This is a genomic window from Microbacterium sp., from assembly GCF_048259935.1.
In the GTDB taxonomy this organism is placed as follows: domain Bacteria; phylum Actinomycetota; class Actinomycetes; order Actinomycetales; family Microbacteriaceae; genus Microbacterium.
This window is the reverse complement of sequence record NZ_JBLXHF010000001.1, coordinates 110,744-136,040: the sequence shown is the minus strand read 5'-3', so window position 1 is coordinate 136,040 and position 25,297 is coordinate 110,744. Positions and strand designations below refer to the sequence as shown.

General features: G+C 66.8%; 21 protein-coding genes and 1 riboswitch. Of the genes, 10 read left to right on the top strand and 11 right to left on the bottom strand.

Annotated features, from left to right (window positions below; genetic code table 11):
- Positions 1–14 precede the first annotated feature (14 nt).
- Together ACN0RC_RS00585 and glyA are read right to left on the bottom strand one after the other, a co-directional pair.
- Positions 15–902: a bifunctional methylenetetrahydrofolate dehydrogenase/methenyltetrahydrofolate cyclohydrolase gene (locus tag ACN0RC_RS00585; RefSeq protein ID WP_417508119.1), complete on the bottom strand. Its 888-nt coding sequence runs from the start codon at positions 900–902 to the stop codon at positions 15–17.
- Between the two features lie 108 nt (positions 903–1,010).
- Positions 1,011–2,285, bottom strand: coding sequence for a serine hydroxymethyltransferase (glyA, locus tag ACN0RC_RS00580; RefSeq protein ID WP_417508118.1), 1,275 nt, complete (start codon positions 2,283–2,285; stop codon positions 1,011–1,013).
- 44 nt (positions 2,286–2,329) lie between these two features.
- Positions 2,330–2,414, bottom strand: a riboswitch (ZMP/ZTP riboswitch).
- A 109-nt stretch (positions 2,415–2,523) separates the two neighbouring features.
- Between glyA and ACN0RC_RS00575 the strand changes: the two genes are divergently transcribed.
- The 5 genes from ACN0RC_RS00575 to ACN0RC_RS00555 all read left to right on the top strand — a co-directional run bounded on the left by ACN0RC_RS00575 (position 2,524) and on the right by ACN0RC_RS00555 (position 8,041).
- Positions 2,524–3,699: an N-acetylglucosamine-6-phosphate deacetylase gene (locus tag ACN0RC_RS00575; RefSeq protein WP_417508117.1), complete on the top strand. Its 1,176-nt coding sequence runs from the start codon at positions 2,524–2,526 to the stop codon at positions 3,697–3,699.
- Between the two features lie 265 nt (positions 3,700–3,964).
- On the top strand, positions 3,965–5,878 hold the full coding sequence (locus ACN0RC_RS00570; RefSeq protein WP_417508116.1) for a sigma-70 family RNA polymerase sigma factor: 1,914 nt from the start codon (positions 3,965–3,967) through the stop codon (positions 5,876–5,878).
- A 9-nt stretch (positions 5,879–5,887) separates the two neighbouring features.
- Entirely contained in the window at positions 5,888–6,259 is a 372-nt protein-coding gene (locus tag ACN0RC_RS00565) for a YrdB family protein (RefSeq protein WP_417508115.1), read from the top strand.
- Positions 6,256–7,617, top strand: coding sequence for an FAD-binding oxidoreductase (locus ACN0RC_RS00560; RefSeq protein ID WP_417508114.1), 1,362 nt, complete (start codon positions 6,256–6,258; stop codon positions 7,615–7,617). The genes ACN0RC_RS00565 and ACN0RC_RS00560 overlap by 4 nt, the downstream gene beginning before the upstream one ends.
- Positions 7,610–8,041, top strand: coding sequence for an NUDIX hydrolase (locus ACN0RC_RS00555; protein WP_417508113.1), 432 nt, complete (start codon positions 7,610–7,612; stop codon positions 8,039–8,041). Before ACN0RC_RS00560 ends, ACN0RC_RS00555 begins: the two co-directional genes overlap by 8 nt.
- Here ACN0RC_RS00555 and ACN0RC_RS00550 read toward each other — a convergent pair.
- Both ACN0RC_RS00550 and ACN0RC_RS00545 read right to left on the bottom strand, forming a co-directional pair.
- The gene (locus ACN0RC_RS00550; protein ID WP_417508112.1) at positions 8,038–8,817 is read right to left on the bottom strand and encodes a glucosamine-6-phosphate deaminase; all 780 of its coding nucleotides are present in this window, start codon (positions 8,815–8,817) and stop codon (positions 8,038–8,040) included. The two genes, ACN0RC_RS00555 and ACN0RC_RS00550, sit on opposite strands and share 4 nt — an antisense overlap.
- Positions 8,818–8,988: 171 nt before the next feature.
- Positions 8,989–10,176 carry an ROK family transcriptional regulator gene (locus ACN0RC_RS00545; protein WP_417508111.1) on the bottom strand — a complete coding sequence of 396 codons (1,188 nt, stop codon included), beginning with the start codon at positions 10,174–10,176 and terminating at the stop codon, positions 8,989–8,991.
- A 207-nt stretch (positions 10,177–10,383) separates the two neighbouring features.
- On the opposite strand from ACN0RC_RS00545, the gene ACN0RC_RS00540 reads away from it, so the two are divergent.
- Together ACN0RC_RS00540 and ACN0RC_RS00535 are read left to right on the top strand one after the other, a co-directional pair.
- Positions 10,384–10,863 carry a hypothetical protein gene (locus tag ACN0RC_RS00540; protein ID WP_417508110.1) on the top strand — a complete coding sequence of 160 codons (480 nt, stop codon included), beginning with the start codon at positions 10,384–10,386 and terminating at the stop codon, positions 10,861–10,863.
- A 132-nt stretch (positions 10,864–10,995) separates the two neighbouring features.
- Positions 10,996–12,456 (top strand): L,D-transpeptidase family protein, encoded by a 1,461-nt coding sequence (locus tag ACN0RC_RS00535; RefSeq protein ID WP_417508109.1) that lies wholly within the window; start codon positions 10,996–10,998, stop codon positions 12,454–12,456.
- Positions 12,457–12,538: 82 nt separating this feature from the next.
- Here the strand turns inward: ACN0RC_RS00535 and ACN0RC_RS00530 are convergent, their stop codons facing one another.
- Entirely contained in the window at positions 12,539–14,755 is a 2,217-nt protein-coding gene (locus ACN0RC_RS00530) for an NADP-dependent isocitrate dehydrogenase (protein ID WP_417508108.1), read from the bottom strand.
- A 117-nt stretch (positions 14,756–14,872) separates the two neighbouring features.
- On the opposite strand from ACN0RC_RS00530, the gene ACN0RC_RS00525 reads away from it, so the two are divergent.
- Positions 14,873–15,331 carry a GNAT family N-acetyltransferase gene (locus tag ACN0RC_RS00525; protein ID WP_417508107.1) on the top strand — a complete coding sequence of 153 codons (459 nt, stop codon included), beginning with the start codon at positions 14,873–14,875 and terminating at the stop codon, positions 15,329–15,331.
- 122 nt (positions 15,332–15,453) lie between these two features.
- Positions 15,454–16,890 (top strand): GH1 family beta-glucosidase, encoded by a 1,437-nt coding sequence (locus ACN0RC_RS00520; RefSeq protein WP_417508106.1) that lies wholly within the window; start codon positions 15,454–15,456, stop codon positions 16,888–16,890.
- Between the two features lie 12 nt (positions 16,891–16,902).
- Here ACN0RC_RS00520 and ACN0RC_RS00515 read toward each other — a convergent pair whose 3' ends face one another.
- The 3 genes from ACN0RC_RS00515 to ACN0RC_RS00505 all read right to left on the bottom strand — a co-directional run bounded on the left by ACN0RC_RS00515 (position 16,903) and on the right by ACN0RC_RS00505 (position 21,588).
- Positions 16,903–17,727, bottom strand: a complete 825-nt coding sequence (locus tag ACN0RC_RS00515) for a hypothetical protein (RefSeq protein WP_417508105.1) — start codon at positions 17,725–17,727, stop codon at positions 16,903–16,905.
- A gap of 157 nt (positions 17,728–17,884) precedes the next feature.
- Positions 17,885–19,699, bottom strand: a complete 1,815-nt coding sequence (locus tag ACN0RC_RS00510) for an ABC transporter ATP-binding protein (RefSeq protein WP_417508104.1) — start codon at positions 19,697–19,699, stop codon at positions 17,885–17,887.
- Positions 19,696–21,588, bottom strand: coding sequence for an ABC transporter ATP-binding protein (locus ACN0RC_RS00505; protein WP_417508103.1), 1,893 nt, complete (start codon positions 21,586–21,588; stop codon positions 19,696–19,698). The genes ACN0RC_RS00510 and ACN0RC_RS00505 overlap by 4 nt, the downstream gene beginning before the upstream one ends.
- Positions 21,589–21,717: 129 nt before the next feature.
- On the opposite strand from ACN0RC_RS00505, the gene ACN0RC_RS00500 reads away from it, so the two are divergent.
- Positions 21,718–22,167, top strand: coding sequence for a hypothetical protein (locus ACN0RC_RS00500; protein WP_417508102.1), 450 nt, complete (start codon positions 21,718–21,720; stop codon positions 22,165–22,167).
- Here ACN0RC_RS00500 and ACN0RC_RS00495 read toward each other — a convergent pair.
- The 3 genes from ACN0RC_RS00495 to ACN0RC_RS00485 all read right to left on the bottom strand — a co-directional run bounded on the left by ACN0RC_RS00495 (position 22,154) and on the right by ACN0RC_RS00485 (position 25,264).
- Complete coding sequence (locus ACN0RC_RS00495; protein WP_417508101.1) at positions 22,154–22,657, bottom strand: methylated-DNA--[protein]-cysteine S-methyltransferase; 504 nt, start codon at positions 22,655–22,657, stop codon at positions 22,154–22,156. The genes ACN0RC_RS00500 and ACN0RC_RS00495 overlap by 14 nt on opposite strands.
- On the bottom strand, positions 22,654–24,150 hold the full coding sequence (locus tag ACN0RC_RS00490; protein ID WP_417508567.1) for an AlkA N-terminal domain-containing protein: 1,497 nt from the start codon (positions 24,148–24,150) through the stop codon (positions 22,654–22,656). The genes ACN0RC_RS00495 and ACN0RC_RS00490 overlap by 4 nt, the downstream gene beginning before the upstream one ends.
- A gap of 76 nt (positions 24,151–24,226) precedes the next feature.
- On the bottom strand, positions 24,227–25,264 hold the full coding sequence (locus tag ACN0RC_RS00485) for an ornithine cyclodeaminase (RefSeq protein WP_417508100.1): 1,038 nt from the start codon (positions 25,262–25,264) through the stop codon (positions 24,227–24,229).
- Positions 25,265–25,297: the final 33 nt, after the last annotated feature.

Genomic DNA, 25,297 nt, shown 5'->3' with positions numbered 1-25,297 from the left:
TCTCTCCGTCCCGCTCAGCGGGAAGCTGCGAGCCGCTCGGCTGCCTCGACGACGTTCGTCATCAGCAGCGCAACGGTCATCGGGCCCACACCGCCCGGGTTCGGCGATACGAAGCCGGCGACCTCTGCGACATCGGGATGCACGTCGCCGTAGACCTTCGATTTGCCAGTCTCGGGGTCGTCCTCACGGGTGACGCCGACATCGAGCACTGCAGCGCCCGGTTTGACGTCTGCGGCCTTGATGAGGTGCTTGACTCCGGCACCAGCGACGATCACGTCGGCCTGGCGCAGATACGGCGACATGTCAGGGGTGCCGGTGTGCACCTGGGTCACGGTCGCGTTGATGTCGCGACGGGTCAGCAGCAGGCCCATCGGCCGGCCGATCGTGACGCCTCGTCCGACCACGACGACGTGTTTGCCGCCCAGATCGTAGCCGTTGCGCTGCAGCAGTTCGATCACACCGCGCGGCGTGCACGGCAGCGGCGTAGTGATCGGGTTGTTGACGTTCAGCACGAGGCGGCCGAGGTTCGTGGGGTGGAGTCCGTCGGCATCCTTCGCCGGGTCGATGCGCTCGAGGATCGCGTCGGTGTCGAGGTGCTTCGGCAGCGGCAGCTGCACGATGTAGCCGTGGCAGTCCGGGTCGGCGTTGAGTTCGTCGATCAGCGCCTCAACCTCGTGCTGCGCAGCATCCGCCGGCAGTTCGCGCTGGATCGAATTCATGCCGATCGCCTCGGACTGCCGGTGCTTCATCCCGACATACAGCTGTGAGGCGGGGTCTGCGCCGACGAGCACGGTGGCGATGCCGGGCACGATTCCCTGCGCGCGCAGGGCGGCAACGCGCTCCGTCAGCTCGCTTTTGATCTCCGCTGCTGCGGCTTTACCATCGAGTACCTGTGCGGTCATGTTGTCTTCCTCTCGAGCATCCCTCGAGAATTGCTCTGCCGCGCGAGAATCTGCGTGGCAGCAGAATTCTCGCGCGGCAAGCCGATTCTCGGGGTGAGTGTGGGCGGCTTACTGCTGCAGGTCGGGGTAGAGGGGGAAGGCGCCTGCGAGGGCATCCACGCGGGCCTTGAGGGCTGCGACGTCGGTGCCGGGGATCAGCGCGAGCGCGATGATGTCGGCGACCTCGGTGAACTCGGCATCGCCGAACCCGCGCGTGGCGAGCGCAGCCGTGCCGATGCGCAGCCCCGAGGTGACCATCGGCGGGCGAGGGTCGTTCGGAACAGCGTTGCGGTTCACGGTGATGTGGATGTCGTGCAGCAGGTCTTCGGCCTGCTTGCCGTCGATCGCGGCATCCCGAAGATCGACGAGCACGAGGTGCACGTCGGTGCCGCCCGAGCGCACGGCGATTCCGGCGTTCTTGACGTCCTGCTGGGTGAGGCGGTCGGCGAGGATGCTGGCGCCGGAGAGCGTGCGGACCTGACGGTCCTTGAACTCGGGCGTCGCGGCGAGCTTGAACGCCGTGGCCTTCGCAGCGATCACGTGCATGAGCGGTCCGCCCTGCTGACCGGGGAAGACGGCGGAGTTGATCTTCTTCGCGATCTCGGGGTCATTCGAGAGGATGAAGCCCGAACGCGGGCCGCCGATCGTCTTGTGCACGGTCGACGAGACGACGTGTGCGTGCGGAACCGGGTTCGGGTGCAGACCTGCCGCGACGAGGCCTGCGAAGTGCGCCATGTCGACCCAGAGCAGAGCGCCGACCTCATCGGCGATCGCGCGGAACGCAGCGAAGTCCAGCTGACGCGGGTATGCCGACCAGCCGGCGACGATGACCTTGGGCTTGTGCTCGATAGCGAGGCGACGCACCTCGTCCATGTCGACGAGCGACGTCTCGGGATCGACGCCGTAGGCGACGATGTCGTAGAGGCGGCCGGAGAAGTTGATCTTCATGCCGTGGGTCAGGTGTCCGCCGTGGTCCAGCGAGAGCCCCAGCAGCGTGTCGCCGGGGCGGGCGATCGCGTGCATGACGGCGGCGTTCGCCGTGGCACCGGAGTGCGGCTGAACGTTCGCGTACTCGGCTCCGAACAGGCTCTTCACGCGTTCGATCGCGAGGGACTCTGCAACGTCGACCTCTTCGCAGCCGCCGTAGTAGCGACGACCGGGGTAGCCCTCGGCGTACTTGTTCGTGAGAACCGAGCCCTGCGACTGAAGCACGGAGACGGGCACGAAGTTCTCGGATGCGATCATCTCGAGGAACGTGCGCTGACGCTTCAGCTCGCGGTCGAGGACCTCGGCGATCTCGGGGTCGACCTCGGAGAGCGGGGCGTTGAAGTACGGATCGGTCATGTCGTCCTCTTTCGTTGCGGAATGAATGGCATGGGGGAATGCATGTCATCGGCCCAGGCGCGCGGTCGAATTTCCGTAACGGTCGCTCCCCGGTGGTGACCCACCCAGACGCCAGTCGCGACCGTTCGAGCATATCGGAATCACCGGGCATGGAACAGCGCCCGCGCGCTCATCTCGCCCGCAGTACCGAGTACCTTTTGTTCATGGTCCTTCTCGCCGACGTCGACTGGAGCAGCAGATGAGCACCACCGTGATCCATTCGGCTCGTCTGGTCACCGACGGCGCCGAGACCGAGAATGCCTGGGTACGGTTCGAGAACGGTCTGGTCGTCGAAGTCGGCACCGGGTCTGGTTGGTCCGATGCCGACACGATTCTCGACGCCACGACGATCGCGGGCCCTGATGCCGTGCTCACCCCGGGCTTCGTCGATATCCACGGGCATGGCGGCGCCGGAGCCTCCTATGACGACGGTGCGGAGGCCATCCGCGCCGCACGCACGATGCACCGCGCGCACGGCACGACACGTGCGGTGATCTCGCTCGTCACGGCGTCTATCGACGATCTCGTCGGCCAGATCGGCGCGATCGCAGATCTCATGCAGACGGATGCCGATGTTCTCGGCTCGCACCTCGAAGGACCGTTCCTCGATGTCGCGCACCACGGCGCGCATGAGCCCTCTTTGCTGCGCGCGCCGCTGGCGGAGGACGTACAGCGGCTGCTCGACGCAGGGCGCGGCACGATACGCCAGGTCACGCTCGCCCCTGAGCTGCCCGGCGGCATCGAGGCGATCCGACTGATCGTCGCGGCCGGCGCAGCGGCCGCGGTCGGCCACACGAGCGCGGATGCCGCACAGGCGGATGCCGCGTTCGATGCAGGGGCGACGATCCTCACCCACGCGTTCAACGCGATGCCCGGCATCCATCACCGTGCACCCGGACCCGTCCTCACCGCTGCGGCAGACCACCGCGTCGTGCTCGAGGCGATCGCAGACAATGTGCACCTGGACCCGAAGGTCATCAAGCTGCTGTTCGACTCAGCCCCTGGCCGGGTCGCACTCGTCACCGATGCCATGGCGGCCGCCGGCAGCGCTGATGGCAGTTATGACCTCGGTGCGGTGCGGGTGACGGTGACGAACGCAATCGCGCGCACCGATGCCACCGGATCCATCGCGGGATCGACTCTCACTCAGGACATCGCACTCCAGCGCGCAGTGCAGGCAGGAGTGCACCTGGTCGACGCTGTCCGTGCACTCACGCAGACGCCGGCGGCAGCAATCGGTCTGGGCGCGCGTCTGGGACAGCTCGCACCCGGCTTCGTCGGCGATGCCGTGGTGCTGGACGCAGCACTGCAGGTGCGGCACGTGCAGACGGGCCGAGAGCGGGAGGCCCAGGATCTCCTCCCCCGAGGGTCCTGAGCCTGCCCGGCCGATGCGTTTACCCCCTGCATCGGAGCCGAACTCCGCCCCCCGGTGGAGTTCTTGTGGCTGTCTCTCACATATGAGACGACCGTCACGCCGATTCATTACGCGAGATCGAGAAGATTTCGGAGAATCATCGCCGAGTTATCCCCAGGGCTGGCCAGGCGGGAAATTTCACGAGAGAATAGTCCGGGCGCGTGACGAATGAGCGATTCACGCGTCTCTTCTTGTGGAGGCCCACGATCTGCCCCACAACCTATGGATGACAGTGCATTACGACAAGACTTCTGAGACCGAGCCGGCAGCTGATGCCGACCTGATCCTGCGCACCCGTTCAGGAGACGGCGAAGCGTTCGGTGAACTCTGGCGCCGTCACTACCCTTCCGGCATCGTGGTCGCCCGCTCTGTCACTTCGAGCATCGATCCGGATGACCTGGTCCAGGAGTCGTACGCACGCATCTATCAGGCGATCTTGAAGGGCGGCGGCCCGAACGGTTCGTTCCGCGCCTACCTGTTCACGAGCATCCGCAACACTGCCGCTGCCTGGGGACGCGCGCGTCGCGAGACCGCGATGGACGAGCTCGAGACCGTTCCCGATCCCGACAGCACTGAACAGGCCGCCGACGACGCGCTCGACCGCGGACTGACAGCGCAGGCGTTCCGTGGTCTGCCCACCCGCTGGCAGGAGGTGCTCTGGTACTCCGAGATCGAGCAGATGAAGCCTGCCGAGATCGCCCCCCTGCTGGGGATGAAGGCCGGCGCAGTTTCTCAGCTCGCCTTCCGTGCCCGCGAAGGGTTGCGCGCGGCATGGGTGCAGGCGCACCTTCGAAGCACTTCTTCCGATTCGGAATGCCACTGGACCATCGAACGTCTCGGTGCCTACGCACGCGGGAACGTCAGCACACGAGACCGCGCGCGCATCGACGCGCACCTCGACGGCTGCGCACGCTGCCTCATCGTCGCCGGCGAAGCGGATGAGGTCTCCAGCCGACTCGCTCTGGTTCTGCTGCCCTTGGTTCTGGGGATCGCCGGAGCCAGCGGATACGCCGCCATGCTGCAGACCGGCGGCGTTCCTGCCGTCGCCGTCGCCGCAATGCCTTCCAGCGTGGTCGCCGGCGGCGTCGTCGTCACCGGTGCGACACCGGCCGGCATGGATGCCGCGGCGAGCGCCGCTGCCAGCAGTTCAGCAGGCGGTGGGGCGAGTGGCGGAGCCATCACCAGCATCGGCGCACTCGTCGGCGCAGGCTCAGCCGCCCTGGTCGTCGCTGGCGTGGTCGCGGCGGCGGCGATCATCCCCGGTCTCCTCGATGCGAGCCCGGTGACATCGCTGCCCAGCGCCGGTGACGCAGACAGCTCATCCATCTCTTCGGATGTCGCCCCCGACGGCAGCATCGAGTCGAAGGCCCCCCTGGTTCTCGACGTCCCGGATAAGAAGACGCCGAAGGATGCTCCCGACCTGCCACCGCAGCAGCCCGTCGCACCACCGGTCACCGAGGAAGCACCGGTGAAAGAGGCCTCTGCGCCTGTCGACGACGAGCAGCCGAGCGACGGTGCGGGCAACGACGGCGTAGAGCCGACAGATCCAGGCGATGGCGGGGTGACCGACCCCGGCGACGGCGGAGAGGTCGACCCGACGGAGCCAACCGATCCGACGGACCCGACGGATCCAACGGAGGGTGCGACGATCGGAGAGGTCACCTGGATGCAGGACGGCGTGCACGTCATCGTTCCCATCTCCGGCGGCGTTCCTGGAGCGACTCTTGAGGCCGTCATCAACAAGGGCACCGGCGGCTCTGCCCGCACCGTTCTCGACAGCGACGGAAACGGTACTCTCCAGCTGACGCCGAACCCTGGCCAGATCCAATCCGATCAGGCCGTCGTTTTCCAGTACCTGACCGACACCGGCCCGACGATCGTCTTCACCCGCAGCCTGCACGAACTCCGTGATCTGGCCTCGACAGATTCCGGTGACCCGGCAGCATCAGATGATCAGGTCGTCGAAGACCAGCCCGCCGCCGAACAGCCGGTCATCGACGCACAGGCTCCTGCTGCGGAAGTGTCCGCCCCCGAAGCCTCAGTCGAAGAATCAGCCGAGGGCACCGTGGTCGAAGAGGTCGTGCCCGATGTCCCGGCCGAGGATGATGCCCCGACCGAGGACGCTGCACCGGCCGAATAGACTGGGATCATGCCCGAAGCAGTAGACGCCGTCCCCGATCCCACCCGGCCCAGGATCAGTCCGCTCGAGATCATTCGGACCGTCGTCCTGATCGTCGCGCTGGCATCTCTTGCGATCTGGGGCTTCTCGATGTGGGACTTCCCGGGGGGGCTCGTCTTCGGTATCGGCACACCCGCCGTCGTGCTGCTGGTCTGGGCGCTCTTCCTCTCCCCGCGGGCTGTGCTGCAGCTGCATCCGTTCATCCGCGCCGCTGTCGAACTGCTGATCTACGCCGGCGTCACGCTGGCATGGTGGTCGATGGGACAGGCGTGGGCCGGCATCGCCTTCGCGGTCGTCGCCGTGGCAACCGGTGTCGTCACGGGTCGGAGAAACCTGCGTTGACCGTCGTCGCGGCCCTGCGAGATTCGCTCGGCGACATTGTCGATGTCGCCGCAGATTCTCTGGAGGCCGCGCGCTCCGATCGGTCAGGACACCGATCCCCCGGCAGGCCACTGGCGATCGTGCATGCGGAGAGCATCGCCCACGTGCAGCAGACGATGCGTCTTGCCACCGAGCATCGCACCCCGGTCGTCGTGCGCGGCGCGGGGACCGGACTCGCGGGGGCTGCCAACGCCGGCCCTGGCGAGATCGTGCTGTCGACCGCGCGGATGAATCGCGTGCTCGAGATCCGTCCTGATGATCTGATCGCCGTCGTCGAGCCCGGCATCCTCAATTCGGATCTCAACGCCCTGCTGGCCGAGAGCGGACTCTGGTGGCCGCCCGACCCCGCCAGCCGCGACATCTCCACCGTCGGAGGCAATATCTCCACCGGCGCCGGCGGCCTGCTCTGCGCCAAGTACGGCGTGGTCCGCGATTGGGTGCTCGCCATCGATCTCGTGCTCGCCGACGGGCGCCTCCTTCGCCTGGGGCACCGCAGCGTGAAGGGCGTCACCGGCCTCGATCTGACGTCGCTCGTCATCGGCTCGGAGGGCACCCTCGGTGTCGTCGTCGGTGCCACTCTCAAACTTCGCCGCGTCGTCGAGGGCGAGACGTGCACGCTCACCGCGCTGTTCTCGAGTGTGCGCGCAGCGGCGATGGGGTCGGCCGCGATCACCGCATCCGGTGTTCAGCCGGCGATCATGGAGCTCATCGACGCGGCTGGCCTCGCCGCCGTGCACGCGTATCTTTCGCTGCCTGCTCCCCCGCCCGCGACATCGCAGCTCACCATCCAGACCGACGGCCCCACGGCTCGCTCCGACGCCGATCGCATCGCGCAGGTCCTACGCACGGCAGGCGGAGAGGTCTCGCTCACCTATGACCGTGCCGAGGGCGAGCGACTGCTCGCGATCCGCCGCTCGATGCATGGCGCCTTCGCGAGTCTCGGCACGACCCTGATCGAAGACGTCTCGGTGCCGCGCAGCGCCCTCCCGGCGATGTACGACGAAATCGCCCGCATCGAAGAGCAGTACGGGCTGATCATCCCCTCGGTCGCCCACGCGGGCGACGGCAACCTGCACCCGAACTTCGTCTTCGAAGGCGAAGAGGTTCCCGACATCGTGTGGGCCGCTGCCGACGATCTGTTCCGTTCCGCGATTCGGTTGGGCGGCACTCTCACCGGCGAGCACGGCATCGGGATGCTGAAGAGCCGGTGGCTCTCCGAAGAACTCGGCGAGGATCAGTGGGAGATCCAACGGCAGATCAAGCGCGTATTCGATCCTCTCGGCATCCTGAATCCCGGAAAGGTGTTCGATCATGCCTGACATCTACGTCAGCGCGGCGGTCATCCACGATGAGGCCGGCCGCGTACTCGTCGTGCGCAAGCAGGGCACAACCGCCTTCATGCAGCCGGGAGGCAAGCCGGAGGCCGGCGAGAAGCCGGCCCAGACGCTCGCCCGTGAACTCGACGAAGAACTCGGTCTGATCGTTGCCGAGGCCGAACTGGAGCCGCTGGGCAGGTTCACATCCGCCGCCGCGAACGAACCGGGTCACCGCGTCATCGCCGATGCGTTCGCGCTCACGATCGACGCGGATGCTGTCACCGTGCAGGCCGAGCTCGCCGAGCTGCGATGGATCACCCCCGCAGACATCGGCACGCTCGAGCTCGCGCCGCTGAGCCTGGAGCACCTGCTGCCCATCGCCTGGCCCGCGCTCGCGAGGAACCGGAACGCAGGCGCCCGGCCTTAGAGCCCCTGCCACTCCAGTTTGCTGTCGAAGGCGTAACGGTAGTAGTCGGCGAGCTTCAGTTGGGATGCTGCGGCTTCATCGACAACGACCGTCACGTGTTCGTGCAGCTGGATGGCCGAGCCAGGCAGCAGCGCGCTGACGGGACCCTCGACGGCACCGGCGACCGCCCGCGCCTTGCCCTCACCGAACGCGAGGAGCACGAGATGCCGCGCGCGCTGGATCGTGCCGAGGCCCTGAGTGATGCAGTGCATCGGCACGTCGTCGATCGAGTCGAAGAAGCGGGCGTTGTCCTTGCGGGTCTGCTCGGCGAGGGTCTTCACGCGCGTGCGCGACGCGAAGGATGAGCCGGGCTCGTTGAATCCGATGTGACCATCGGTGCCGATTCCGAGGATCTGCAGGTCGACGCCGCCCGCCGCCTCGATCGCGGCCTCGTAATCAGCACCGGCATGCTGGACGCTCTCCAGAGCACCATTCGGAGTGTGGATGCGCTCGGGGTTCAGCCCCAGCGGTTCGACGACCTCGCGGGTGATCACAGACCGGTAGCTCTCGGGGTGAGCGGGGTCGATGCCGACGTACTCATCGAGAGCGAATCCACGCACTTGCGACACATCGGTTCCGGCGAGACGTTCCTGCAGCGCCTTGTACACCGGGAGCGGAGTCGATCCGGTGGCAAGGCCCAACACGGCATCCGGACGCCGCGCGATCAGTCGCACGACCTCATCCGCGACCAGCGCTCCCGCAGCAGCGGGGTTCTCGACGATGACGACTTCAGCCATGGATAGCGGTCTCCTGTTCGGGGGCGGGCGCTCCGACCAGCGCGGCGCCAAGGGCGGCCGCTGGAGAACCGGAGGGAAGCAGTTCGATTCTCTCATCGAGATGCACGGGCGATGGAGCCACCGTCGCGGGGCATCTCGATGCAGCGACGCGGGAAGGGGCTCCAGGCGGCACTACGAGACTCCCAGCTGGGCGGAGAGGACCATGACTGCAGCGCCGCGAAGCACGATGTCGTCTTGGCGGGTGAGCCGGATCACGACGTTGTCGAAGACGCCTTCGAGCGCGCGGGCGCGCAGAGTTTCAGTGGCCGCCTCGATGAGCGGGCCGTCGAGCAGCTCGGATGGTCCGGAGAGCACCACTTCAGAGAGGTCGAGCGCTGTGACAATGGGAGCGATCGCGATCGCCATGCGCGCTCCTGCATCGCGCAGGATCACGTCGCGGGCATCGGGTCGGGCTGCTACTTCGTCACGCAATCGTGTGACGCTGAGCCAGGCCTCTAGGCATCCTTCTCGTCCGCAGACGCAGTGCGGTCCCCCGCCGGTGCCGACGACGACGTGCCCGATCTCACCGGCGGCGAACCGACTCCCGATCAGCGGCTGACTGCCGGAGATGAGCCCGGCACCGACGCCGAAACCGATCTTGATCAGGATGAAGTCGGACCGAGCATCCCCGAACGTGTACTCGGCGAGCACCGCGGCATTGGCATCATTGCGCGCGAGCACAGGCAGATCGAGGTCAGCTCCGAGTCGTGCTTCGAGAGGGAAGTCCGTCCAGCCGAGGTTGGGAGAGTTCAAGACGACCCCGTCCGGGCGCACCACACCAGGGGTGCCGACGCCGACGCCCAGCAGCGAGGCGGTGGCCGCAGACACGAGCGCGCGACTGAGGCCGAGAACCGCTTCATAGGCGGCGTCTCCGTCGGACTGTGCGGGACGCGCCACCTCGCGTCGCACCAGCACGTCGCCGTCGAGGCTGAGCACCGCGCCGCGGAACACTTCGGCATCCGAGAGATCGAGCCCGATGATCTGATGGCCCAGGCGATCGATGTCGATGAGAGTGGGCGGCTTTCCGGGGCCGACCGTCTCGCGGATGCCGAGTTCGATGATGATCCCGTCAGTGATGAACTCGGCGACGAGATCGGAGATGGTGACGCGAGTCAGCCCGGTCTCGCGCGAGAGATCGGCGCGACTCATCGACCCCGCGTGGTACAGAGTCTGCAGCACCAGTGCCCTGTTGTGCCCGCGAGCATGCTCGGGGAGCACCTTGGCACGAGAGCGCAGCGAGCGCGCAGGCCCGAAGGCATGCGGCTGCGCGCTGACGTACTGGGCAGGGGTCGTTCCCCGCCGATCACCCGCTTCGGTCATGTTTGTTAGTTCACCTTACGAACGGGGATATGCGCAAGTCGAAGTTCTTTCACACGCCGATCGGGTATCGGCCCGTTGTGCTGACGATACTGCACAGGGCAGCGGGGCCCTTCTGCCCATCGTCAGTGATCTAGACATGTGTTTGACTTGGTCACCGACCGGAGAATCGCACCGCTCTTCGTGGTGCCGTCATTGAGGAAGTCACATATGAACCGTCGTATCGCAGCATTCGCCATCGCCACCGTCGCCATCCTCGGCCTCACCGCATGTTCGGGAGGCGCATCCGAGAACACCTCGAACGATTCCGCCGACTCCGCTGACAGCTCGGCGCCTGCAGAAGAGACCAACACCGACCAGTCCGTCGAAGAAGCGTGCGGCATCGTGCTGCCCAAGCTCCAGGAGGCGAGCACCGCCGCCGGTGACATCGACACGACCGGGGCGACCGACCCGCAGACCACCGTCGACCAGTTCAACACCGTCGTCGCCGCCTTCGGCGACGCAGCCGACAGCGTCTCCAACGAAGAGGTCAAGGCTGCGACCACCGCCGTTTACGAAGACTTCGGCGCGCTGAGCGAGGTGCTCTCCAAGGTGCTCGTCGACCAGGACATGTCGGCAGCATCCGACCTCAGCACCATCACCAGCGACATGACGGATTCGGCCACCGCACTGCAGAAGCTCTGCAGCTGATCGGCTGAACCTCGAAGCGCCCCGACATCGTCTGATGTCGGGGCGCTTCTGCTTGACGCACCGTTGCCTCGTCGTTATAAACAGCCCCGTATGATAAGGGGATATGTCACGTCGACTCCGGGGGGTGAATTCGTGACCGACCTCATCGCATCACCTGGTGCAGAGACCGCTCCGAGCGCAGCGGTTACAGAGGCGTTGCCGCCGAACGATGGCGATAAGCCACTCGAGTGGGCACCTCGCGAGCCCGACCCCAAGAAGCACCGCACTGGTCTCTGGGTAGGACTCGGCGCGGGTGCGCTGCTGGTCGCGCTCGGGGCTGCGTCGATGTTCCTGATCGCTCCCGGCACGACGATTGCGGGGATCCCGGTCGGCGGCCTGACCCCGGGCGCTGCCGCTGATGTCGTCGAGTCCCGCCTCGCTGACGTAGAGATCACGCTGACCGATGTCGGCGCAGAACCGGTCGTCACCGGCGCCGAGCTCGGCGCGAGCGTCGATGCCACCGCTCTTGCCGAGTCCGCATTCGCCGAGCATCCCATGTGGAACGTCGGCTCATGGATGTCGGCCCCGATCGCAGGCGACATCGCCCTCGACCCCGCGGTGGCGCACAAGACGCTGCGCGCGCTGGCTCCGGCGAGCTACGAAGATGCTGTCGACGCGGCCGTCGTCTTCGATGAAGCCGCTGGCACCTATTCCATCACCCCGGCCGTCGCCGGCACGGGTGTCGATCTCACCGGTCTCACCGCTGCGATGACCGATGCCCTCGCCTCAGATCGCAATGCCGCCGAGTACTCCGGCGCGCCAGCCGAGGCTCCAGCCGCGGTCAGCGACGCCGATGCCACGGACGTCGCCACCGAACTGAACACGATGCTCACAACGCTCGGCTTCTACATCGGCGACGAGCGCACCGTGCCGGTGGCTCCCGCTGTCGCCGCGACCTGGATCGATGTCGTCGACGAGGACGGCACGTTGCGTGTCGTTGCAGACGAAGCGGCGATCCAGACTGCTGTCGACGCGCTTCCTGCCGCGGTCGATCGAGCCCCCGTGGCCGCCGAGATGGTCACGAACACCGGCGGCACAGTCCTCGAGGATCTGGTCGTGGGCGTGAACGGCCGCACGATCGGCGACACCAGCACCGTTGCGGCAGACTTCGCCAAGAGGATCGAATCCGGCGACGCGGTACAACCCATCGCTGTGACCGAGACTCCGTTCGAGAGCACAGCACTCGTCCGCGAGATCGATGTCGACCTCGCGAACCAGACCGTCACAGCCATCGAGAACGGATCTGTCGTCGACTCCTGGTCGGTGTCCTCAGGTGCGGGCGAGTTCGCCACGCAGACCGGCTCGTTCCAGATCGGCTGGAAGACCACGAGCCAGAACATGGGCAATCGCGACCTGACCAAGGCGCCCAACTATTTCCAGCCCGATGTGCCGTGGGTGATGTACTTCAACGGCGACGAAGCGCTGCACGGCGTGTACTGGCACAGCAACTGGGGCACCCCGATGAGCCACGGCTGTGTGGGTATGCCCGTATGGAAGGCCGCGTGGCTGTTCGACTGGGCGCCCGAAGGCGTCACGGTCAACGTGCACTACTGATTTCCTGACGTCGCCCATAGCGACGCCAACAGTACGTAAAAGGACGGATGCTGAAAGCATCCGGCCTTTCTCGTGATCAGTGTCAGATCGCGTCGATGATCGCGTTCAGCGTCTGCGAGGGGCGCATGACCTTCGCGACCTTCTCGACGTCGGGGCGGTAGTAGCCGCCGATGTCGACGGCAGAGCCCTGAGCGCCGTTGAGCTCGGAGACGATCTCCTGCTCTTCGGCTGCGAGCTTCTCAGCGATCGGGACGAAGGCCGCGGCGAGTTCGGCATCCTTCGTCTGCGCAGCCAGCTTCTGAGCCCAGTACAGCCCCAGGTAGAAGTGGCTGCCGCGGTTGTCGATCGTGCCGAGCTTGCGGCCGGGCGAGCGGTCCTCTTCGAGGAAGGTGCCTGTTGCGGCATCCAGGGTCTCGGCGAGAACGCGGGCCTTCTCGTTTCCGGTGCGGTCCGCGAAGTGCTCGAGCGATGCCGCCAGCGCGAAGAACTCGCCCAGCGAGTCCCAACGCAGGTAGTTCTGCTCGACGAGCTGCTGCACATGCTTCGGTGCCGATCCACCAGCACCGGTCTCGAACAGTCCACCGCCGGCGAGCAGCGGAACGATCGAGAGCATCTTCGCCGAGGTGCCCACCTCGAGGATCGGGAACAGATCCGTGAGGTAGTCGCGCAGCACGTTGCCGGTGACCGAGATGGTGTCGAGGCCGTGACGCATGCGCGCGAGCGTGTAGCGCGTGGCCTCCTCAGGAGCGAGGATCGAGATCTGCGCACCATTGGTGTCGAGGGTTGCGAGCGCCTGGTGCACCTTGGCGATGAGCTGTGCATCATGGGCGCGGTTCAGGTCGAGCCAGAACACGGCCGGGACGCCGGTCGCCTGTGCACGCGAAACAGCAAGCCGCACCCAGTCCATGACCGGGATGTGCTTGGTCTGCGTCGCACGCCAGATGTCACCGGCACCGACGCGGTGCTCGATCACGACGTGGCCTTCGCCATCGAGAACCTCGACGCGGCCGGCTGAAGCGATCTCGAACGTCTTGTCGTGGCTGCCGTACTCCTCGGCGGCTTGCGCCATGAGGCCCACGTTCGGCACGGTGCCGATCGTGGCCGGGTTCAGCGGACCGTTCGCGATGACGTCCTCGATCACGGCCTGGTACACACCGGCGTACGAGGAGTCCGGGATGACGGCGAGCGTGTCGTCCTCACCGCCGTCGACACCCCAGAGCTTGCCGCCGTTGCGGACGAGTGCGGGCATCGAGGCATCCACGATGACGTCCGAGGGGACGTGCAGGTTCGTGATGCCCTTGTCGGAGTTCGTGTACGACAGGCGAGGTCCGGCCGCGATCTTCGCGGCGAACTCGTCGGCGATCTCCGTGCCGCCATCGATTTCCGAGAGCCCGGCGAGGATCGAGCCGAGGCCGTCGTTTGCGCTGAGGCCGGCCGCTGCCAGCTGGTCGCCGAAACGAGCGAACACGTCCGCGAAGAAAGCCTTCACGACGTGGCCGAAGATGATCGGGTCAGAGACCTTCATCATCGTCGCCTTCAGGTGCACCGAGTACAGCACATCGTCGCTCCCTGCCGCCTCGAGGGTCTCCGCGAGGAAGGCATCGAGAGCGGATGCTGACAGGAAGGTCGCGTCGATGATCTCGCGCGGCAGCACCTTGAGGTTGTCCTTGAGCACGGTGACCGTGCCGTCCTCTGCGGTGTGACGGATGGTGAGAACGTCGTCGTGCGCTGCGACCCAGCTCTTCTCGTTGTGCTTGAAGTCGTTCTCACTCATCGTGGCGACACGGGTCTTCGAGCCTTCGACGAACGGCTTGTTCGTGTGCGGGTGCTTCTTGGCGTAGTTCTTCACGGCCAGCGGTGCGCGGCGGTCGCTGTTGCCCTCGCGCAGCACCGGGTTCACAGCGGAGCCCTTGATGCGGTCGTAACGTGCGCGGATGTCCTTCTCTTCGAGAGAGGACGGCTCATCCGGGAAGCTGGGGATCTCGTAGCCCAGGGCCTGCAGTTCGGCGACTGCCGCCTTCAGCTGCGGGATGGATGCCGAGATGTTGGGCAGCTTGATGATGTTCGCCTCGGGCAGTGTGGCAAGGCCGCCGAGCTCGGCGAGCGCGTCGGACACTTCCTGGTCGGCCGTCAGCCGCTGCGGGAACGCTGCGAGGATGCGGCCGGCGAGCGAGATGTCGCGGGTTTCGATCTCGATTCCCGCCTTGCCTGCGTAAGCCTGAACGATGGGGAGGAGCGACGCGGTGGCCAGAGCCGGTGCCTCGTCCGTGTACGTGTAGATGATGGCGTCGTCGGTCACCGGGAGATTCTCCGTTCACGAGTCAAATTTGTCTCGATACCAAGATACCTGAGTCGACTTATCAACGTTCGCTGACAACTTCGCGCGCACACTGCGAAGAGAGGTTACCCTGGGCGTATGACTGAACTGCGCGTGGTCGAACTGTCCGCCGCGACGATCGTCGCGGTCAACAACCTGTCTCTCAAACCAGGACAGGAGCAGTTCCTCGCACCTGTCTCGTACGGGATCGCCGCTACGGTGATCAACCCGCAGACGTCCTGGCAGCGCGTCGTCCTCGATCGCAACGAGGTCGTCGGCTTCGTCAGCGCCAACTTCGACCCCGAGGCGCCCGAAGAGCATTTCCGCTCGGTGCTGTGGCGCATCAACGTCGATGCCGATGATCAGGGCCGAGGCATCGGCCGCTTCGCGGTGGCCGCGCTGATCGACGAAGCCCGATCGCGCGACATGGGTCACGTCGATGTCATCTACGAGGCAGGCGATGGCGGTCCTGGCGCGTTCTTCGAGCGCGTCGGCTTCACGCAGGTCGGCGAGACCGAGTACGGCGAGGTCATCGCGTCCATCCAGGTCGCCCCTTAATACTGGCGGCGGGGTCTCGGATACCCTCCCCCACCGAGGCTCCGTCGCCTTCCTCCGATGAGTGGACCTCGCCCGGCCCGGTAGCGTTGTGCCTACACTGCAGACCTTGAGGAGACCACCGCATGAGTTCCATCACCGGTTCCGCTGACTACCGCGACTCCGGCCTCGTCTTCCCGCCCTCGTTCACGTTCGGATCGGCGACCGCGTCGTACCAGATCGAGGGTGCGGCCGCCGAGGATGGCCGCACTCCCTCCATCTGGGACACGTTCAGCAAGACGCCCGGCAAGGTCTGGAACGGTGACACAGGAGACGTGGCCTGTGACCACTACCACCGCGCCTCGGAGGACCTCGATCTGATGAAGGACCTGGGGCTTGGGGCCTACCGCTTCTCGATCGCGTGGCCGCGCATCCAGCCGACCGCCACCGGCGAGGTCAACCAGGCAGGTATCGATTTCTATTCGCGCCTGGTCGACGGTCTGCTCGAGCGCGACATCCGCCCGGTCGCCACGCTCTATCACTGGGACCTCCCGCAGTACCTCGAAGATGCCGGCGGCTGGACCTCACGCGCCACCACCGATGCGTTCGAGCGGTATGCCGAGATCATGGGCGAGGCACTCGGTGACCGCGTGCACACCTGGACGACACTCAACGAGCCGTGGTGCTCGGCCTACCTCGGCTACGGCCAGGGCGGCCACGCACCGGGGCGCACCGAGCCGGCATCCGCGCTGGCTGCGGTGCACCACCTCAACCTCGCGCACGGCCGCGCCATCCAGGGGCTGCGTGCAACCTCCACGGGAGACCCCGACTACTCGGTCACGTTGAACTTCCACGTGCTGCGCGGCCAGGGCGACGGGGCCGCCGAGGCGATGCGCCGCATCGACGGCCTCGCAAACCGCGCGTTCACGCATCCGATGCTGCGCGGCGAGTACCCCGAAGATCTGCTTGCCGACACGGCCGAGGTCACCGACTGGGCCTTCGTGCACGATGGCGACCTTGCGACCATCAATCAGCCGATCGACGTGCTGGGGGTCAACTACTACTCCACAGCGACCGTCCGACTGTGGGACGGCGTGTCCGAGAAGCAGCAGAACGACGGGCACAAGGGCACCTCGGCCGGCACCGCATGGCCGGGCAGCGACCAGGCCGTCGAGTTCGTCGAGCAGCCCGGACCATACACGGCGATGGGCTGGAACATCGCACCGGAGGGCCTGGAAGAACTGCTCGTCTCGCTGTCTGAGCAGTTCCCCGAGCAGCCCCTCATGGTGACCGAGAACGGTGCCGCATTCGAAGACGAGGTGGCAGAGGACGGGACTGTTCCCGACACCGAGCGCACCGACTACCTGCGTCGCCACTTCACCGCAGCCCATCGCGCCATGGAGCGCGGTGTCGACCTGCGCGGCTACTTCGTGTGGTCACTGCTGGACAACTTCGAGTGGGGCTACGGCTACGCGAAGCGATTCGGAATCGTCCGCGTCGACTTCGATTCGCTCGAGCGCACGGTCAAGGACTCCGGGCACTGGTACCAAGAACTCGTGCGCACTCGCTCTCTGCCTGCCTGAGCAGCTCCCGGCTCAGCGGTCCTGGTCATCGCGCGGACGTTTGCGCGACGACCAGACCGCAAAGGCGGATGCCGCGGCTCCCGCCGCCTTGTCCAACGCCTCCGTGGAGCGATTGAGCATCTCCTGCGCGCTGTCCTGCCACCCGTTCGCGCTGTTCGGGTTGCGGCCGGCCGCTCGCTCTTTCGCCGTGTGCTCTGCGATGTCGAAGGTGCGCTCCAGGCGCGCCACCGCCTGGCGATACGCGGAGTAGTCCTCAGTCGAGAGACCGGCACTCGACGAAGGACGAAGATCACGCGCCGCGCGTGCGGCAGCGAGGAACGCCGCCATCGCCGGCTCTTTGCCATCGCTCATGACGGGGTATGCGATGAGCAGGGCCGGATCGGTCTCGTATGCCATCCAGCGGGCGGTGATCGCGTCGTGGGCCCGGTGCAGTCGGGCGATCGGGTAGAGCTCGCGCTGGGATGCCGATGGCACCTCCGCCTGCGCCACGCTCACGTGCACGCGGCGCGCGCGCACATCCGCCCGCGCCGCCTTGGCGTCCTGCTCTGCCTGCTTCAGCGTGCGGCGCGCACTTGCCACCTCTGACGCGGATGCTCGCGATGCCGTGCGTCCTGCAACCAGACGGGCATGTTCGGCACGAGCCACCTTGACTGCTCTGCGGCGGTCACCGGCCTCGCGCTGGGCGTCGTGCAGGTCTTTGCGCGCGGCATCCACCGCCACTCTTCGGCCGCTGTTCTTCACGCCACGGCGCACGCCGACGGCGGTGACGGCGCCCGCTCCGACCGCGGTCGGAGCGACCCACCACCACTCGGCGGCCAGCATCCACAACGGATCCACTCCTCGATGGTATCGGTCGCGCGGTGGCCGTCGGGCGGGGAGTGCTGGCCTCGGACTGCCGCAGGGGTCGCAGATGGTCGCCAGAACTCCGTTGAGGCGACCAGACGCGACCCCTCCGCAGCCGCCCGGGGCGCGACCGCACGCCGGGCAGTGGCGGTCAGACGAGCGTCTCCTGCCACGCCGCATGCAGCTGGGCGAACTTGCCGGTTCCGCTGATCAGAGCATCCGGGGTGTCGTCCTCGATGATCTTGCCGTGTTCCATCACGAGCACCCGGTCGGCGATCGCGACCGTCGAGAGCCGGTGCGCGATGATGATCGCGGTGCGGTCGGCGAGCAGGGTCTGCAGTGCGTCCTGGATGAGTCGCTCCGACGGAATATCCAGGGATGCCGTGGCCTCATCGAGGATCAGCACCGCAGGATCTGCGAGGAACGCACGCGCGAACGAGATCAGCTGGCGCTGTCCCGCCGACACTCGCCCGCCGCGCTTATTCACGTCGGAGCTGTAACCGTCCGGCAGCGCGGAGATGAATTCGTCCGCACCCACGGCGCGGGCGGCCGCCCTGATCTCGTCGAGCGTCGCATCCGGCTTTCCGAGCGCGATGTTGTCTGCGACGGTGCCGCTGAACAGGTACGCCTCCTGCGTGACCATCACGATCGCACGGCGCAGATCCTTCGGATGCAGTGAACGCAGATCCACGCCGTCGAGCGTCACGTTCCCCTTCGAGGGATCGTAGAAGCGCGAGATGAGCTTGGCGAGCGTCGACTTGCCCGCCCCCGTGGTTCCAACCAGAGCGATCGTCTGCCCTGCGGGAATATCGAGCGAGAAGTTCGGCAGGATCGTCTTCTCTCCCGAATACCCGAAGGTCACCTCGTCGAAGTTCACGTGTCCGCGGGACTCCCACAGGTCGACGGGCTCTTCGGGGTCCGGAACCGTCGGCACCTCATCGAGCACGCCAGAAACCTTCTCCAGCGCCGCCGTGGCGGACTGGTAGGAGTTCAAGAACATCGCGATCTCCTGCATGGGCGCGAAGAAGTTGCGCACATACAGCACGGCAGACAGCAGCACGCCGACAGTCAGCGCGCCGTCGGCGACCCGGATGCCGCCCCACAGCACCACAAGCCCCAGGGTGAGGGCGGCGACCGCCATGAGCCCCGGCTCGAACGTGCCGAACAGCAGCATCGAACGGCGGTTCACGTCGCGGTAATCGCCAGCGACCTCCTGAAAGGCGACGTCGTTGCGCGGCTCCTTGCGGAATGCCTTGACCGCACGGATGCCGGTCATGGTCTCGACGAACTGCACGATCACCTTGGCGCTGATCACGCGCGACTCGCGGAAGATCACCTGCGAACGCGAGTAGAACCAGCGCATGAGCAGCACCAGCGGCACCCCTGCCAGCAGCAGGATGACGCCGGACTGCCAGTCCCACACCATCAGCGCGATGAACGTGAACGCGCCGAAGAGCACGCCGGAGACCAGGTTGTTGAGGCCGCCATCGAGAAGCTCGCGGATCGAGTCGAGGTCGCTCGTCTGACGGGAGATGATGCGGCCGGACGTGTACGTCTCATGGAACTCGAGACTCAGCCGCTGCGTGTGCAGGAAGATGCGCTTGCGGAGGTCGATGAGCACCGCCTGGGTGATGCGCGCGGCGAGGACGACGTACCAGCCGATCAGTGCCGCAGCTGCCGCTCCGGCGACCAGGTAGACGGTGCCGATCAGGAATGTCGGCATCCAGTCGGCGTTGTCGAGCACCTGCGGCAGAGCCCAGTCGATCCCGATGCTGATGAGGATGGGGCCGGCGACCTGCAGCGCCGTGGAGATCACGAGAACGATCGCGGCCAGGACGATCTTCGTGCGCAGCGGCGCGACGAGCGAGCCGAGCAGCCGCAGGGAGCGCTGACGGATCGCGCGGCTCTCTTCGCGCGTGTAGTTCGAGCGGTCTTCATCCTGGGTGCCGGTCAGCGACGCGCTCACGCCTGCACCTCCTCTTCTTCGGTCCGCGTATCGGTCCGCGTATCGTTCTGCGTATCGGTCTGCAGATCGATGACTGGAATCGCGCCGGTGCGCACGGCCTCTTCGGCCTCGAGACTGGAGATCACGTGGCGGTAGTGCGAGCTCGAGCGAAGAAGCTCCGAGTGCGTGCCGACAGCCGTGATCCGTCCCCGCTCGAGAAGTGCGACGCGATCGGCGAGCGCCACCGTCGACGGACGGTGCGCGACGATCAGCGCTGTCGTCTCAGCGAGCACGTGGCGCAGCGCCTCTTCGACGAGCGCCTCGGTGTCGACATCCAGCGCCGACAGCGGGTCATCCAGTACGAGCACCTTGGGCGCTGCGGCGACCGCGCGGGCAAGAGCGAGACGCTGACGCTGGCCGCCCGAGAGACTCAGGCCTTCTTCGCCGATCACCGTCTCCACGCCTTCCGGAAGCTCGTCGACGAAGCCGGCCTGCGCAACGCCGAGCGCTTCACGCAGCACGCGCTCGCCTTCTGCACTGTGGATGTCGAGTTCGGCCCGTCCGAGCAGCACGTTCTCGCGCACTGATGCAGAAAAGAGCGTGGCGTCCTCGAACGCCATGGCGATGTGACGGCGCAGCTCGACGAGCGAGAGATCGCGCACGTCGACGCCATCGAGCAGCACTCGGCCACCCGTCACGTCGTACAGGCGTGCGGGCAGGGTCGTCAGCGTGGTCTTGCCGCTGCCGGTGAGGCCCACCAGTGCCATCGTCTCGCCGGGGCGCAGAACGAGGTCGATGCCGTCCAGGAGGTCGCGTTCGGCGGATCCGGCATCCTGGTACCGGAAATGCGTGTTCTCGAAGACCAGTTCGCCGCGCGGCTCGCCGATCTGCACGGGGTTCTCTGGGTCTGTGATGCTGTTCGTCTCGGAGAAGATGTCGAACACGCGGTCGGTCGCGGTGCGGGCATCCAGCATGAACGAAAAGAGGAACCCGATCGATTCGATCGGCCACCGCAGCACAGTCGCCATCGCGAAGAACGCGAACAGCTGCGCGGCATCGATGGAGCCCTGCGAGATGAGCCAGATACCCGACATCAGGCTCACGCCGAAAGCGATCTGCGGCATCAGATCGAGGAAGAACCACAGCGCGCCGACAGAGCGCGCCTTGCTCATCTCGGTCTCGCGCAGCGTCTCGGCCTGGCCGGAGAAGCGCGTGAGCGCGTGCTTTCCGCGACCGAAGGCCTTGAGCACGCGGATGCCGTGCACGCTCTCCTCGACGCTGGTAGCGAGGTCACCGGTCTGGTCCTGGCTACGGCGCGTGAGTACGCCGTAGCGCTTCTCGAACAGGTAGCCGCGGATCCACATCGGGATGCCGGTGATCAGGAAGATCACCCCCAGCAGCCAGTGCCAGCGGAACAGCAGCACAGAGCCGATGAGGATCGTGAGGATGTTCACGACGAGCAGGATGAGCCCGAACGCGAGCCACCGGCGGATCAGACCGATGTCCTGCATCATGCGGCTGAGCAGCTGTCCGGACTGCCAGCGGTCGTGGAAGGCGACCGGCAGCGCCTGCAGCCGCGAATACAGCTGCGTGCGCATCTGGTACTCGACCTCCGTGGAGGGCTTCAGGATGAACCAGCGGCGCAACCACACCATCACCGCCTCACCGAGCCCGAGTGCGAGAACGGCGACCGCGCCGAGGACGATGAGGCTGATCTCACCGGACTCGATCGGTCCCCGCAGGATCTGCTCGAGCACGATCGGAATCATCAGGGCGATGATTGCCGCGGCGAGTGCGCTGGCGGCACCGCCGGCGAAGCGCCAGACGACGGGCTTGACGAAGGGGGCGAGGCGCCAGAGCGCCTGAGGCGTCGACAGCGAAGCGGAGTGCGAAGACGGGGAGGAAGACATGACTCTCAAACAAGTTGTGGTGCGGAAAACGGTCAACGCGACAGCCTTACAGCTTATTGCTCCAAACCTCGGCCTGACAACCACTATTCCTCGATCGCGGCGCCGGATCCGGCGCCGTAGGCTGGGCGGATGAGCTCACGACTGCGCATCACGAGTATCGACACGGGCCCTGACGACCTGCGCGAACAGCTGCCCGCCGAGGCCCGGCTGCTGCGCCAGATCCCGGGCCCTGACCGCCCGGACTACTTCTTCGCCGTGCTCGATGAAGCGGTCAGGTGTCGCACGTCACTGACGGCGCTGCGCGAACTCGGCGTCGATCCGGATGCCGCGGACCCGCAGCTCATCCGCATCCACGAGGACGGCACCGTCGACCTGCGCGTCTTCGGTATCGTGATCGCGGCGCGCATCGCGGGTTCGCATCCGCACGCCGGCATGAAGGATTTCCCCGTCATGCTCGCCTATGTCGTCGACAACACCGCGCTGCGCGATGACGTACTGGACTTCACCAAGATCATCTATTCGGCTGTCGCGTTCATCAGCGATATCGACTCCGAGACGGCGGCGGTCAGCGAAAGCTGAGGGCGCGCTCACGCGCGAGCAGTGACTCTTTGACCGGAAGGCCCCACGCGAATCCTCCCAGCGAGCCGTCCGAGCGCAGCACGCGATGGCACGGAACGAAGAGTGCGGGAGCGTTGCGGGCGCAGATGGATGCCGCGGCCCGCACCGCGCTCGGGCTGCCGAGCTCCGCGGCGAACTCCGCGTAGCTGAGCGGCTGGCCCGGGGCGATCCTTCGCAGCCCGTCCCAGCCGGCCTGTTGCAGCTCTGTGCCGAACTGGCGCACCGCGACGGAATCGATCGCGGTGAGATCCCCCGCGTAGTACGCGCGAGCGGCGGACGCGGCCTGGGTCTCGCCCTCACGGATCTCGGTGGGACGGTTCTTCGCCGCCAGCCGGGCGATGATCTCGGCGTGGTCGGGGGTCCACCCCGAGGCGAGCACTCGCTGGTCTTCGTCCACCAACATGGTGAACGCGCCGTCTGCGGTGTCGATGGTCTGGATGAGAGCGGTCATGAGAGCTCCTCGTTGCGGCCTGGGGTCTTCTGTCGGCGCGGCGCCCGCACGGGGGCGGCACGCCAGAGGTGTGCGGAGAGGTAGCTGCGCCATGGAGCGGCCCGTTCTGCCCAGGCGGTGAGTGGCACAGCATCCGCCGGAATGCCGGATGCTCCGGCTCCCGCACGGATCGCGACGTCTCCGGGGAGGAAGACGTCCGGATCGCCGATGACGCGCATGCGCACGTAATCCGCTGTCCACGGGCCGATTCCCGGCATGGCGAGAAGGTCACTGCGTTGCGTGGCACGGTCGTCGCCGACGGTGAGCGTGAGCGTCCCGTCGGCAAGAGCTGTGGCAGCGCCCGTGATCGCGCGAATCCTGGCGGCAGGGCCCCTGAGCACCTCCGCACCATGCTCGGCGATCGCCGTCATCGCCGGGAACAGGATCCCCTCTTCGCCATCAGGCCCAGCGACTCGCTCCCCCAGCGCCTGGGTCAGCGCGGTCAGCGCCGTGCGTGCCGCCGCGACAGTGATCTGCTGGCCCACCATCGCGCGGATGAGCATCTCGTGCGGATCGGCCGCACCCGGTACCCGGATGCCGGGGACGCGTGCCACCAGCGGCGCGAGCAGCGGATGCCGCGAGAGCGCCGCGTCCACCGCAACAGGGTCAGCATCCAGATCGAAGACGCGGCGGGCGGTCGCGACGAGCGGGGCGAGATCACCCAGGTGTGCGACGCGCGCCCGCAGACGCAGGGGGCCGCCGGGCTCCTGACGCACCTCGAACCACGCCGGCCCACCGGGCATCCGGAGGTGCCGTGCGAAGGAATTCGCCGTCGACGTCTCGGCCCCGGGGATCGCACGGGCGGCCATCCACGCGAAGATACCGGCGGCATCCATGGGCCAACGGTGCGGCAGCAGCAGATCGATCTCGCCGAGGACGGTCTGCGGCTCCTGTGCGGCACGGCGGCGCGCCCGCAGCTCGCTCGGCGTCAGGTCGAACACCTCGCGGATCGTCTCGTTGCACTGGCGGATGCTCGAGAACCCCGCCGAGAACGCGACGTCGGCGACCGGAAGATCAGTGCCCACCAGCAGCATCCTGGCGTTGTGCGCGCGATGCGCGCGAGCCAGCGCAAGAGGACCTGCACCGAGTTCTGCGGTCAGCAACCGAGTCAGATGCCTGCGGGAGTAGCCGAGTCGCGCAGCCAACCCGCCAACGCCCTCGCGCTCCACCACACCGTCAGCGATCAGGCGCATGGCGCGGGCGGCAGCATCCCCTCGCAGATCCCAGGCAGGCGAGCCGGGAGCAGCCTCCGGAAGGCACCTCTTGCACGCCCGGAACCCCGCCTCGTGGGCGGCGGCGCTGGTCGGATAGAAGCTGACGTTCTGCTGCTTCGGCGTGCGCGCGGGGCATGAGGGGCGGCAATAGATGCCGGTGGAGTGCACGGCCGTGACGAACTGCCCGTCGAAGCGGGTATCGCGCGCATCGATCGCGCGATACCGCTCATCGAAGGTCATCGCCTGGAAGGTCACAGCTCCACTCTGACACGTCCGGATGCCGCGAGCTCGCGGAAATCGGACACGACAGTGCCGCTCAGAAACGAGCGCTGACGGAAGCCGCGTCGGCGACGAGCGCGAACAGATCCTTGGGGTCGACCGGATCAGCGATGAGGTCGACGTCCTGGTAGACGTCCGTGCCTTCGATTGCGCCAGCGAGGTAGCGCAGCGCCGAGAAGTCCTCCAGCGCGAACCCGACGGAGTCGAACACGGTCACCTGTTCGGCCGACGTGCGTCCAGGCGCGTCACCGCGCAGCACGCGCCAGAACTCGGTCACCGGGTGGTCGGCTGCCAGCTGCTGGATCTCGCCCTCGACCCTGGTCTGCGGCGGGTACTCGACGAAGATGTCGGAGCGTCGCAGAATGCGCGGGTCGAGCTCGGTCTTGCCGGGGCAGTCTCCACCGATGGCGTTCAGGTGCACGCCCTTGCCGACCATGTCGTCGGTGAGGATCGTGGCGTAGGCCTTGTCTGCGGTGCAGGTGGTGATGATCTCCGCACCCTGCACGGCCTGTTCGGCACTGTGGGCCCTGGTGATGTCGAACCCGAGCGGGCGGATGTTGCGCTCGAACGCGTCCATGGCGGCAGGGTCGGTGTCCCAGATGCGCAGGCGGTCGATCCCGAGCATGGCGCGAAATGCGAGGGCCTGGAACTCCGACTGACTCCCGGTGCCGAGCATCGCCATGGTCGAGGCGCCTTCCGGCGCGAGCACGCGGGCGACCAGCGCCGAGGTCGCCGCCGTGCGCAGTGCGGTGAGGATCGTCATCTCCGTCCACAGCGTCGGGTAGCCGCTGGCGACATCGGCCAGCACGCCGAATGCGGTGACCGTCTGCAGGCCCCGCGCGGGGTTGCCCGGGTGACCGTTGACGAACTTGAAGGCGTAGGTGCGGTCGTCGCTGATCGGCATGAGCTCAATCACACCGACCTCGGAGTGGTTCGCCACCCGCGCGGACTTATCGAACTCCGGCCAGCGCAGGAAGTCTTCTTCGATCGCAGCCGCGATCCCCGTGATCGCCGCCTCCAGCCCGGTCATTCTGACCCAGCGCTGCATTCCCGGCACATCCACGAAACGGACCATCCGCGCACTCCTTTGCTCAGTCTTCCCACCGTA